This window comes from Rhodoferax ferrireducens (assembly GCF_003347515.1).
Lineage (GTDB): Bacteria > Pseudomonadota > Gammaproteobacteria > Burkholderiales > Burkholderiaceae_C > Rhodoferax.
In genome coordinates this window covers 19,492-30,739 of sequence record NZ_QEII01000184.1, presented here as the reverse complement: position 1 = coordinate 30,739, position 11,248 = coordinate 19,492, and the positions used below count along the sequence as shown (strand labels likewise).

Here is an 11,248-nt window from a genome sequence, read left to right as displayed (position 1 = left end):
CCGGATCATTTCAACGACTTGCAGCTTGAAGCTCGCGTCAAAGACTCTTCGTTTTGATTTCGTCACGTTTATTTTCTCAGGAGATTTCCACCTATCTGTGTGTACGAAGTTATTAGATCAGGACAGCATGTATGACTGCACACTTAGAGGCGGTTATAGACAACAAGCTCCTTGGACCCCACTTGTCCAAAACAAATTTGGGCAAGCCGTTGCATTGCAACGTACTTGCGGGTCCAAAGGGCTTGTAGTCGTATTGCCTCAAATCAAAGATAAAACGGGGTTTCTGAAGTCTCTTTTTACCGACGTATTACCCGAGATTGCCCCACATCTTTTTCCCGGCATTGAACAGGGGCGATGGACTCATTTGCCGGACTATGAGTTGCCGAAGGTCGTGCAACTGCACGATCAACGTAGTCAGCTCGAAGCGAAATTCAAAACCGATTTGGCAGTCTTGGAACAAAAGGTGGTACAGGCGCGAAAGCAAGACGGTTGGATGCATGATTTATTGACGCAAACAGGCGACCCACTCGTCGAAGCAGTCAAAATTGGTTTGAAATATCTTGGGTTCAACAAAGTCATTGATATGGACCAAGTGAGAGACAAGGAGGCCAAAAGTCGGCGTGAAGATCTGCAGATTCAGGATGTCAGTCCGACCCTCGTGGTTGATGTCAAAGGCATTGGCAGCTATCCGGGTGACGAGGATGTGATGCAAGCCGGAAAGCATGCAATGCTTGTGATGCGCGAGCAAAAAAGAACGGATGTTTTGGGCCTATCGCTGATCAATCATCAGCGGCACATCCCTCCCATGGAGCGGGACAATGCAATGCCTTTTAGACAGGAGTTGCTTCATGTTGCATTGGAAAGTCAATTGGGTTTATTGACCGCTTGGGACTTCTACCGTCTGGTAAGGAATGCACGTCTGCATCAATGGAAATTCGAGCATGTACAACCAGTTCTCTACCAACACGGGCGCTTTGAAATCATCCCCACACATTATCTGTACATCGGCAAAGTGACCAAGGTCTGGGCAGACAAATTTGGTATTGACATTGAGTTCGGAACTATTGCAGTTGGATCAAAAATTGCCATTGAGTTTCCCGTTTTGTTTGAAGAAGCAGATGTCGAAGGACTCATGGTCAATGGCAATATCGTCAATGCTGCCAATGCGGGCGATAAAACAGGAATACCTTGGTCGAATAACCAGCCTAAATTAAAAGTCGGTTTGAGAGTTTTTTACATTGACAATGAGCATCACACGTAGAACTGCGGTTGTTCGACAACTAAACTTTTCAGTTCGGCATCCATAGATCAAGCTGTGACCTTCGGCAAAAAAACGGCAATTCGGATGCTCCAGCTCCACTGCGCCCAATAGACCCACCCTACTCAGAAGCGACCGATTCCCACGTCGACCGCCCTACTGACGTGGGCTACAGCCCGATTTCTCTTAAAAAACTCACCGCCCCAAGTCTTTCGCACTAACCCCCGCAATCCCCCAGTTTTCCTTCGGCACGTCCTGAATCCAGACGCGCACGTTGGCAATCGGGGTGCCGGTGGCTTCGACCAGGGCGGCGCTGACTTTTTCAATCACGGCGCGTTTTTGTTCTTCGGTACGCCCTTCAATCATGTAAATCTGTGCGAATGGCATGGGGTTCTCCTAAGTGGTTTCAAACAAAACGGATGCTGGTGCTGCCCATGCCTTGCACGCGCAGGGTGACGTTGTCGCCCGCTTCCACCGACACGGCTTCAGTGATGCCGCCCGACAAAATCAGGCTGCCCGCCGGAATGCACTCGCCGCGTTCCGCCAAGTGATTCGCCAGCATGGCAATGGCGGCGGCCGGGTGGCCCAGCACGGCGGCGCCAGCGCCAAAGGCGACGGCCTGGCCGTTTCTCTCGAGCACGATGCCGACCGTGCGCAGGTCCACGCCGGACACGGCCATGGGTTGGCCGCCGACCACGAAGCGCGCCGCCGAGGTGTTGTCGGCCACCACGCTTTTCAGGTCGAACTTGAAGTCGCGGTAGCGGCTGTCAATCACCTCGATGCCGGGCATGACAAAGTCGGTGGCGGCCAGCACGGCGCCGATGTGGCAGCCGGGGCCGCGCAACTCGGTCTTGGTGACGAAAGCGATCTCGGGCTCAACCTTGGGGTGGATCAGCTCACTCACTTTGCACTCGCCGCCATCGGGCACGGCGTAGTAGTCGGCCATGAAGCCGAACACCGGCGTGGTCACGCCCATCTGCTTCATCTTGGCGTGCGAGGTCAGGCCGGCTTTGAGGCCGATGATGCGGCCGCCGCGCGCAATCTTGCGGCGGCGGATTTCGTCCTGAATGGCGTAGGCGTCATCCCAATCCATGTCGGGATACTCTTCGGTGATCTTGGTCGTGTCCTTGGCCTGCAGTTCGCAGTTTTCCAGGTGTTCGGCCAGGGCGGCAATGGTTTTGGCGTCGAGTTTCATGCGGCTACCTTGGTTGAATTTTTGCGTTCACGCGCCATGGTCATGGCGGTGTCTTCGATCATGTCCTCTTGCCCGCCCACCATGCCGCGGCGGCCGAGTTCGACCAGAATGTCGCGCGCGGGCACGCCGTATTTCACACTGGCGCGTTTGGCAAACAGCAAGAAGCTGGAGTACACGCCGGCATAGCCCAGCGTGAGCGAGTCGCGGTCGATGCGGATGATGTGGTCCATCATCGGCACCACCAGGTCTTCGGCCACGTCCTGAATCTTGAACACATCGACGCCGGTCTCGATGCCCATGCGGGCGCATACGGCGATGAACACTTCCATCGGCGTGTTGCCGGCACCGGCACCGAGGCCAGCGGCAGCGGCGTCGATGCGATTCGCACCGGCTTCAATCGCAGCGATCGAGTTGGCGACACCCATGGCCATGTTGTGGTGACCGTGAAAACCCAGTTCGGTCTCGGGTTTGAGCGCGGCGCGCACGGCACTCAGGCGCACTTTCACGTCGTCAGGCAGCATGTAGCCGGCGGAGTCGGTGACGTAGATGCAGTTGGCGCCATAGCCTTGCATCAGCAGCGCCTGACTCACCAGTTTTTCCGGGCTGGCCATGTGCGCCATCATCAAGAAGCCCACGGTGTCCAGACCCAGTTTGCGCGATTGGGTGATGTGCTGCTCCGACACATCGGCCTCGGTGCAGTGGGTCGCCACGCGGATGGTGTTGACGCCCAAATCCTTGGCCATCAGCAAATGATCGACGGTGCCGATGCCGGGGATCAGCAGCGCCGACACTTTGGCCTGCTTCATCTGCGGAATGACAGCGCTCAGATATTCCTCGTCGGTGTGGGCCGGAAAACCGTAGTTGACCGAGCTGCCGCCGAGGCCGTCGCCGTGGGTGACTTCGATCAGCGGCACACCGGCGGCGTCGAGGCCGCAGGCGATGCTTTTCATCTGCTCCAGCGTCATCAGGTGGCGCTTGGGGTGCATGCCGTCGCGCAAGGTCATGTCGTGAACGGTGATTTTTTTACCTTGTAAATTCATGGTAGTTCTCTTTGAGAGTTTTCAGGCAAAAGCCGGGGTAGCGACGGGCGCGGCCGTGGCCTTGAGCGTGAGGCGGCCGGCGATGATTTCTTCGGCAAACATTTCGGCCGTGCGGGCGGCGGCCGCCGTCATGATGTCGAGGTTGCCGGCGTACTTGGGCAGGTAGTCGCCCAGGCCTTCGACCTCCATGTAGACCGAGACGCGGTTGCCGTCAAACACCGGGCCGTTGACCAGGCGGTAACCGGGCACATACTTTTGTACCTCGGCCAGCATCTGGTGAATCGAGGCCGTGATCCTGGCCTGATCGGGCGTGGTTTCGGTCAGGCAGTGCACGGTGTCACGCATCATCAGTGGCGGCTCGGCCGGGTTGATGATGATGATGGCTTTGCCCTTTTTGGCGCCACCTACTTTTTCGACCGCGCCAGAGGTGGTGCGCGTGAATTCGTCGATGTTCTTGCGCGTGCCGGGACCGACCGAGCGGCTCGACACGGTGGCGACGATTTCGCCATAGGCCACCGGCTGCACACGCGATACGGCCGCCACCATCGGAATAGTCGCCTGGCCGCCGCAGGTCACCATGTTGACGTTCATCTCGCCTTTGCCCAGGTGTTCCATCAGGTTCACCGGCGGCACGCAGAACGGGCCTATTGCCGCAGGCGTCAAGTCGATCATCATCACGCCCAGCGCATTGAGCTTGCGCGAGTTTTCGGCATGCACATAGGCGCTGGTGGCGTCAAAGGCGATCTGCACGCCATCCGCCAGCACATGCGGCAGCAGGCCATCGACACCGTCGGCCGTGGTTTTAATGCCCATCTCGCGAGCCCGTTTGAGGCCGTCCGATTCGGGGTCAATCCCCACCATCCAGACCGGCTCCAAGACCTTGCTGCGTTGCAGTTTGGCCAGCAGGTCGGTGCCGATATTGCCGGGCCCGATCAGGGCGCATTTGATTTTTTTCATGAAGACTCCGTAGGTTGAAATTAAGCCGTGCCGGCCCGCGTGACCGGGTACAGCCAGGGCTTGAGCAATTGGGTGAGTTGGGGCGGCGCCACCAGCCAGGTCATGATGAGCACCACCAGCGCAGTCAGCAGCATCACCCGGGGCAACAAGGGCCACGGCGCCAGCAGCGGCCCCAGCAGCAAGAACAAGACGTAGACCGTGGGGCAAATGCCCAGCCAGGTGACGACCGCGACTTTCCAGCGCGGTGGCGGATTCTGTTTCGGGCCGACCGGCGCGGCAAACCAGTGGCCGAGGCCGCTGACCTGGCGCAGCGTCTGGGCCTCGATGTGCGGCGCAATGGCAGCCAGCCCGAGCGAGCGCGTCGGCGACTGTTGCCAGCCCTGCAGATGCTCATGCGTGTCAAAGGCGAACACGACATGGTAGAGCGCGGAGTCGTCGCCGCTGCCCTCGGCGTCTGGGCGCACCAGCTGCCCGCCCAGGTAACCGGGGAAGGCGCTGGCGGCGGCGGTCATGTCGCTGGAGGCCTGCTCGAACGCGGCCTCGTGCCCCGCCTTGACCCGGCGCGTGACCAGCACCGTGACGGCGCCGGTGGGTTTATCGAGGACCGCGGTTGACATCTCAGTCGTCCGACTCAGTGAAAGCGCACCGAGCAGCTGCCCAGTCCGCCGATGGACACGCGGAAGTTGTCGCCGGCCTTGGCCGGTGACATGGCGGCCAGCGCGCCCGAGAGGATGACCTCGCCGGCTTTGAGGCCGATGCCCAGGCGCCCGAGCGTGTTGGCCAGCCAGGCCACGGCATTCACCGGCGAGCCCAAGGCGGCCGCGCCGGCGCCGGTGCCGATGATCTCGCCGTTTTTTTCCAGCACCATGCCACAGGTGGAGAGGTCGACGCGGCGCGGGTCCACGGCGCAGTCGCCCAGCACAAACACGCCACAGGAGGCGTTGTCGGCCACGGTGTCCTGGATCTTGATCTTCCAGTCGCGGATGCGCGAATCGACGATCTCAAAGCACGGCATCACGCACTCGGTGGCGGCCAGCACGTCGGCATTGCTGATGCCTGGGCCCATCAGGTCGCGCTTGAGAATGAAGGCAATCTCGCCCTCGGCCTTGGGCTGGATCAGCGTGCGGGCGTCCACCGACTGGCCTTCGTTGTAAATCATGCCGTCCAGCAGGTAGCCGAAGTCGGGCTGATAGACGCCCAGCATGTTCATCACCGCAGCGGAGGTGACGCCAATCTTCTTGCCGACGATGCGCTCACCAGCGCTCAGGCGGCGAGACAACATGCGCTGCTGGATGTGGTACGCGTGCTCGATGGTGATGTCGGGGTGGCGGTTGGTCAGCGGCTCGACCACGGTTTGCGTGCTCATGGCGTGGAACAACTCGTCGCCCAGGGTTTCGATCAGTTTGGCATCCATAGGTAATTAGGTCCGTTGGTTGAAGGGATAAATGGCAGATATTTATATGTTTTAGGCCTCTAGCCCTTATGCAATAAGCGCAAGAAGCTATTAAAACAATAGTATTTCATGGCGGCATTCATGCCTCTGCCCGTCATTGCGAGCGGAGCGCGGCAATCCAGGATTCATGGACTGCCACGGCCTACGGCCTCGCAGTGACGGTTTTGGTAGCTTGTTAATTTCTCACTCCTTCAGCGTATCCGCTTCAGCGAAAAAATTCTCGACCAGCCGGGCAAAACGCGCGGCGTGTTCGATCTGCGTCCAGTGACCGCACTGGCCAAACACATGCAGCTGGGCGCGCGTGATCCATTGCGTCAGGGTCAGCGAAGTCGACAACGGAATCACCTGGTCCTCACGGCCATGCACGATCAAGGTCTCATGCGGCAAGGCGCGGATGTCGGCCTCGCTGCTCGCCATGGCATCGACCCAGCGCTGGCGCGGCGCCGGGAACATGGCGGCGAACGACTCCTGAAAACCGCGCTGGATGCTGGCCTGGTAACGCAATTGCGCCAACTCGTCGGTCACCAATGTGCGGTCAAACGCGAAGATGTCGAGCAGCTCGCGCATGCGGCTGATCGACGGGGTGTAGCCCCAGACCGCATCCAGTCCGGGCGTGATGACAAAAGGCACGCCGACGCTGCCCATCAGCACCAGACGACGCACCCGCTGCGGGTGCTTGATCGCCAGCGCCAAAGCCAACGCGCCGCCAAAGGAGTTGCCCACCAGGTCCGTCTGTTCAATGCCCAGCGTGTCCAGCAAATCGACCGCCTGCTGCACCCACTGGTCCATGCGGTAGTGCGTGTTGTCGGTCGGATCGGCGGGCCGGTCGGTGTAACCAAAGCCCAGCAAATCCGGCGCCACCACGCGGCGGGTTTGCGCCAGCACCGGCAGCAACAGACGCCAGTTGGCCCAGGCGCTCACGCCGGGTCCGGAGCCGTGCAGCAACAGCACCGGAAAACCGTGGCCCAGGTCATGCACATTGCTGTAAAACGCGCCGGTGCTGATGCGCTGGCCGATTTCGGGGAGGGGGTTGTTGCGTGTCATCATTGGCCTCAATACTTGATCATCACGTTGCGCAGCTCGGTGTAGAACTCCAGCGAATGCACGCCGCCTTCGCGCCCGATGCCGGACTGCTTGGAGCCGCCGAACGGGGTACGCAGGTCGCGCAGGAACCAGCTGTTGATCCAGCACAGGCCCACTTCAATCTGCGTCGCCAGTCGGCTGGCGCGGCTGATGTCCTGCGTGTAGATGGAAGTCGCCAGACCGTACTTGGTGTTATTCGCCAAACGCACGGCTTCTTCTTCGGTGTCAAAGGGCTGGATGTGGCAGCAGGGGCCGAAGATTTCTTCGCGCACCACGGTGGCGGTTTCCGGCAGGCCGGTCCAGATGGTGGGTTGCACCCAGCAGCCGTCCTTCAAGTCGTCCGGCATGTCGGGCACGCCGCCGCCGAAGACGATGGTGGCGCCCTCCTCCTTCGCCTTGGCGTAGTAGGACAGCACTTTTTTCTGGTGGATCTTGCTGACCAGCGGGCCGATCTTGGTGTCGGCATCCATCGGGCGGCCCGGCTTCATTTCAGAGGCCTTGACCTTGAGCGCGGCGACGAACTTGTCAAAAATCGGGCGCTCGACGTAGACGCGCTCGGTGCCCAGGCAGACCTGGCCGGCGTTCTCAAAGACCGAACGGGTGACGGTGTTGACGGCGTTCTCGAAGTCGCAGTCGGCAAACACCACGGCGGCGTTCTTGCCGCCCAGTTCCAGCGACACCGGGCGGATGCCGTCGGCGGCGGCTTTCATGATGGCGGTGCCGGTTTTGGTTTCGCCGGTGAAGGTGATGCCGTTCACTTCCGGATGCGCGGTCAGGAAGGCGCCGGCGGAGTCCATGCCAAAGCCGTTCACCACGTTGTAGACACCGGGCGGCACGCCGACCTTGTTCATCACCTCGCCCAGCAGCGTGGCGGTGCCGGGGGTGACTTCGGACGGCTTGACGACCACGGTGTTGCCGCAGGCCAGCGCCGGGCCGACTTTCCAGGTCATCAGCAGCAGCGGCAGGTTCCACGGGCAGACCACGGCGATGACGCCGCGCGGGGTGCGCACGCCGTAGCTGCGCGCGGTCTTGCCGTCGGGCGTGCGCATCTCGAACGACTCGGTCGAGGCGTTTTTGATGGTGTCGGCAAAAATCTTGAAATTGGCGGCGCCGCGCGGGATGTCGATGTGCGAGGCCAGGCTGCGCGGCTTGCCAGTGTCGGCGATTTCGGCCTGCAGGAAGTCATCAAAACGGCGGTTGATCTCGTTGGCCACGGCATCGAGCATGGCGACCCGGTCCACCACCGACAACTGGCCCCAGGGGCCCTGCAGCGCGGCCTTGGCTGCTGCCACTGCCGCATCCACTTCGGGCTTGCCGGCCTCAAAGACGTGGCCGATCAGCGTGTTGTCAACCGGGTTGCGTTTTTCGTAGGTGCGGCCGCTGACGTTGGTGACGTAGTCGCCGTTGATGAAGTTCTTGAAGTCTTTCATTTTTTCTCTCTCTTGAAGTGGTGTTGGAGCGGGTGCCGTGTCCCGTCAGGCGCTCAGTCCGAGGGCCGCCAGCCCGGCACGGGCGCAGGCTTCGTCCTGCTGCTCGGAGCCGCCGGAGACGCCGATGCCGCCGATGCGCTGACCGTTCTCCAGCACCGGCAGGCCGCCGCCAAAAGCGACAAAACGCGGCCGCAGCACCAGGCCCTCGCGCACGGCGCTTGAGTGCTGCAGCAATGCGTCTGACCACTGGCTGGTCGCCAGGCCGAAGCTGGCGGCGGTGTAGGCCTTGTCGATGGCAATGTCCACCGAGTGCAGCGGCGCACCCGGCATACGCAGGAAGGACGCCAACACGCCAGAGGCGTCCACCACGGCCACATTGATACGCACGCCCAGAGCCTCCGCCGCCTGCACCGCGGCACCGGCAGCCAGATGCGCCGCGTGCCAGTCCATCGTGCGCTGGGCGACGCTGACTGTCGGCGCGAAACGCTTGGCCCCAGACAGGGAACCCGCTTCAATGTTGCTCATGATGTCACGCCTCCAATCTCATACTCAAAACGCTTTAACGAAGCTGAAGCGGAACAGGTTGCCCTTGGGCTCGGCGCCGGTGCCGGCTTCGGAGCGGTACTCTTTGTAGGCGGCAGCCTTCAGGAACACCCCGGCACTCAGGATCGGCAGCACGACCTCGGCACCGATGGCGTGCCGCGACGAGCGGTCGCCGGAGGCACCGGGGCCACTGTCGTCGCTGAGCTGCACCTGGTCGTAACCGACCAGACCGACCTGCACCGGACCGATGACCTTGGCCACGCCCCACTCCAGCGAGACCTGGTTGCCGGGCTTGAAGCCGCCGGACTTTTCCGCGTTGTTCTCGAAACGCATCAGGGCCGAGCCGGAGATCGACTTGGCGGCGTCGAAGTAATAGGTGGCGCCGCCCGTCAGCATCACCGACTTGTAGCCCTTGCCAGGCGACGCCGGTGTCGCGCTGGACGCGCTGTCCAGCCAGAGGCCGGCTGCGGCCACCGCGTCCCAGCGGGCGCCGTGCCAGCCCAGCACCAGCGGGCCGAGGTAGACGTCGCCAAAGCCGGTCTTGCTTTCCGAGATGCCGGCGGCATTGATCGTCAAGGACGTGCCCAGCACCGGGACGATGGTCTCCATGCCGAAGTCGGCGCCCAGGAACTTGGTGTTCGAAATCCAGACCAGCCGGTTGGCGAGTGCCACCACGGTGCCGGTGTTATGGCCGGGCAAATCGGTGCTGCTGCCCGGCGCCCTGAACTGTTCAATGTTGTAGTCGACCAGGTAGCCCAGATAGTAGGTGCCGGGTGGCGGCACGCTGGCGCCCTGAATGCCTTCGACGCCGGGGACGTAGTGGCCGCCCGCGTGCACACACAGGGAGGCGGCCAATGCAGCGGCCGCAAAAATGATTTTTTTCATGGTTTGTTATTCGTTCTGGAAATTGATGTGCAAAGTTGATGAATCCATGCCGAAGGCCCCGCAGGGCCGACATTCAATCGATCAGGTGTACACCTCGGTGAACGAGGACACCATCTCACCGGTGTGAAAGAAGATGCCGCTGCCCAGATGGTCCTCCGACCAGGTCGTCACCGGCCGGTCGCGCTGGGCCAGGTAGCCCAGGCCGGCGAAGGTTTCGTTGCGGTTGCCGCTCGGGTCAAAGAAATAAATCGTCTCGCCGCGCGTGATGCCGTGGCGTGTGGGGGCGACGTCGATTTTGGTCTTGGTCTTGCCCATGATGTCGGCGGCCTTCAGGATGTCGTTCCATGAATCGAGGAAGAACGCAATGTGGTGCAAGCCCATGCGCGGGCCGCCCACAAAGGCGATGTCATGCGGCGTGGTGGTGCGCGCCAGCCAGGTGGCGGCCTGCATGTCGCCGGCGGGGCCAACCAGGATTTGCTCGGTGAGGAAAAAGTCGAGCACTTCTATCGAAAACTTGGTGTTTTCTGCCACCTTGTTGACGCCAGTTTCCGGGTTCAACTCGCACATCAACAGGCAGTGATCGAGCCAGTGCGCGCCAGCGCCCTTGATGTTGTCGGGCCACGGGTCGGGATTCTGGGTACCGACTTCGGTGCCGACATATTCTTTCATCGCATACAGGCGCATTTCGTGGCCGCTGGGCAGGTTGAACTGCAGCATGCGGCCGGTCGACGGCAACGTGCCTTCGGGCTGAACCGTGGTCCGAATGCCGTAGGCTTCGATCTTGGTTTGCAGATCGTCCAGGTCGGCATCATTCTCGACTTTGTAGGCGACGTGGTTCAAGCCGGCCTGGTCGGACGGGGTCAGCACCAGCGAGTATTTGTCCCACTCGTCCCAGCACTTGAGGTAGACGTTGCCGTGCTTGTCCTCCATCGTTTTTTTCATGCCCAGCACGTTTTCATAATGCTTGAGCGCGGCTGCCATGTCCATCACCCGAATGCTGATGTGACCGATACGTAAGATACCCATTGTTGTCTCCTTGTTGTAAAAAAATCAGGGATTTACCGACGTGGTAAATCCTTTCCTGAACGGTTTTTCAAATTTGCCCACCACTTCCAGCTGGATGGCGGTGACGGGTGCGACACGGCAGGCCAGCGTAAAGCCGTGTGCTTCCTCGGTGGCACTGACATGCGCGCGACTGATGGGGCCAAGCGGCCGGCATTGCCCTTCGATCACATGGACCTTGCAGACGCCACAGCCACCGTTGACGCAACCCACCGGAATGCCTTTACGGCCCAGGCGCAACATGCCTTGCAGCAGGCTCTCGTCCTGCGCACACGCAAAGGTTTCATGGGTTTGCATGACGTGAACGCTGAGCTTGGGACGGGTGTCGAAAAACATGGTGCG

At 60.9% G+C, this 11,248-nt stretch carries 13 protein-coding genes; 1 reads left to right on the top strand and 12 read right to left on the bottom strand.

The genetic code is table 11. From position 1 onward, the window contains the following. A partial coding sequence (locus C5P05_RS01920) for a hypothetical protein (protein WP_232834305.1) occupies positions 1-1,261 on the top strand: 1,261 nt, incomplete at its 5' end. 192 nt (positions 1,262-1,453) lie between these two features. Here C5P05_RS01920 and C5P05_RS01915 read toward each other — a convergent pair. From C5P05_RS01915 to C5P05_RS01860, 12 genes are all read right to left on the bottom strand, one after another. Next, positions 1,454-1,645, bottom strand: coding sequence for a 2-hydroxymuconate tautomerase (locus tag C5P05_RS01915; protein ID WP_114968210.1), 192 nt, complete (start codon positions 1,643-1,645; stop codon positions 1,454-1,456). A gap of 19 nt (positions 1,646-1,664) precedes the next feature. Beyond that, positions 1,665-2,453, bottom strand: coding sequence for a 2-oxo-3-hexenedioate decarboxylase (gene dmpH, locus C5P05_RS01910; RefSeq protein ID WP_114968209.1), 789 nt, complete (start codon positions 2,451-2,453; stop codon positions 1,665-1,667). Further along, positions 2,450-3,493, bottom strand: a complete 1,044-nt coding sequence (bphI, locus tag C5P05_RS01905; protein ID WP_114968208.1) for a 4-hydroxy-2-oxovalerate aldolase BphI — start codon at positions 3,491-3,493, stop codon at positions 2,450-2,452. Before bphI ends, dmpH begins: the two co-directional genes overlap by 4 nt. Before the next feature lie 21 nt (positions 3,494-3,514). Beyond that, entirely contained in the window at positions 3,515-4,450 is a 936-nt protein-coding gene (locus tag C5P05_RS01900; protein WP_114968207.1) for an acetaldehyde dehydrogenase (acetylating), read from the bottom strand. 20 nt (positions 4,451-4,470) lie between these two features. Continuing rightward, a complete protein-coding gene (locus C5P05_RS01895; RefSeq protein ID WP_114968206.1) occupies positions 4,471-5,067 on the bottom strand; it encodes an antibiotic biosynthesis monooxygenase in 597 nt (198 codons plus the stop codon). Between the two features lie 14 nt (positions 5,068-5,081). Next, positions 5,082-5,864 carry a 2-oxopent-4-enoate hydratase gene (gene dmpE, locus C5P05_RS01890; protein WP_114968205.1) on the bottom strand — a complete coding sequence of 261 codons (783 nt, stop codon included), beginning with the start codon at positions 5,862-5,864 and terminating at the stop codon, positions 5,082-5,084. 222 nt (positions 5,865-6,086) lie between these two features. Continuing rightward, entirely contained in the window at positions 6,087-6,947 is an 861-nt protein-coding gene (locus C5P05_RS01885) for an alpha/beta fold hydrolase (protein WP_114968212.1), read from the bottom strand. A gap of 8 nt (positions 6,948-6,955) precedes the next feature. Beyond that, entirely contained in the window at positions 6,956-8,416 is a 1,461-nt protein-coding gene (locus tag C5P05_RS01880; protein ID WP_114968204.1) for a 2-hydroxymuconic semialdehyde dehydrogenase, read from the bottom strand. Between the two features lie 45 nt (positions 8,417-8,461). Beyond that, positions 8,462-8,941 (bottom strand): GlcG/HbpS family heme-binding protein, encoded by a 480-nt coding sequence (locus tag C5P05_RS01875; protein ID WP_114968203.1) that lies wholly within the window; start codon positions 8,939-8,941, stop codon positions 8,462-8,464. A 24-nt stretch (positions 8,942-8,965) separates the two neighbouring features. Next, positions 8,966-9,844, bottom strand: coding sequence for a SphA family protein (locus C5P05_RS01870; protein ID WP_114968202.1), 879 nt, complete (start codon positions 9,842-9,844; stop codon positions 8,966-8,968). Between the two features lie 81 nt (positions 9,845-9,925). Continuing rightward, the gene (locus C5P05_RS01865) at positions 9,926-10,870 is read right to left on the bottom strand and encodes a catechol 2,3-dioxygenase (RefSeq protein ID WP_114968201.1); all 945 of its coding nucleotides are present in this window, start codon (positions 10,868-10,870) and stop codon (positions 9,926-9,928) included. A gap of 24 nt (positions 10,871-10,894) precedes the next feature. Continuing rightward, positions 10,895-11,242 (bottom strand): 2Fe-2S iron-sulfur cluster binding domain-containing protein, encoded by a 348-nt coding sequence (locus C5P05_RS01860; RefSeq protein ID WP_114968200.1) that lies wholly within the window; start codon positions 11,240-11,242, stop codon positions 10,895-10,897. Positions 11,243-11,248: the final 6 nt, after the last annotated feature.

Coding starts and splice junctions, on each gene's coding strand:
- C5P05_RS01915 (WP_114968210.1), bottom strand. CDS start 1,645: ATGCCATTCGCACAGATTTACATGATTGAAGGGCGTACCGAAGAACAA.
- dmpH (WP_114968209.1), bottom strand. CDS start 2,453: ATGAAACTCGACGCCAAAACCATTGCCGCCCTGGCCGAACACCTGGAA.
- bphI (WP_114968208.1), bottom strand. CDS start 3,493: ATGAATTTACAAGGTAAAAAAATCACCGTTCACGACATGACCTTGCGC.
- C5P05_RS01900 (WP_114968207.1), bottom strand. CDS start 4,450: ATGAAAAAAATCAAATGCGCCCTGATCGGGCCCGGCAATATCGGCACC.
- C5P05_RS01895 (WP_114968206.1), bottom strand. CDS start 5,067: ATGTCAACCGCGGTCCTCGATAAACCCACCGGCGCCGTCACGGTGCTG.
- dmpE (WP_114968205.1), bottom strand. CDS start 5,864: ATGGATGCCAAACTGATCGAAACCCTGGGCGACGAGTTGTTCCACGCC.
- C5P05_RS01885 (WP_114968212.1), bottom strand. CDS start 6,947: ATGACACGCAACAACCCCCTCCCCGAAATCGGCCAGCGCATCAGCACC.
- C5P05_RS01880 (WP_114968204.1), bottom strand. CDS start 8,416: ATGAAAGACTTCAAGAACTTCATCAACGGCGACTACGTCACCAACGTC.
- C5P05_RS01875 (WP_114968203.1), bottom strand. CDS start 8,941: ATGAGCAACATTGAAGCGGGTTCCCTGTCTGGGGCCAAGCGTTTCGCG.
- C5P05_RS01870 (WP_114968202.1), bottom strand. CDS start 9,844: ATGAAAAAAATCATTTTTGCGGCCGCTGCATTGGCCGCCTCCCTGTGT.
- C5P05_RS01865 (WP_114968201.1), bottom strand. CDS start 10,870: ATGGGTATCTTACGTATCGGTCACATCAGCATTCGGGTGATGGACATG.
- C5P05_RS01860 (WP_114968200.1), bottom strand. CDS start 11,242: ATGTTTTTCGACACCCGTCCCAAGCTCAGCGTTCACGTCATGCAAACC.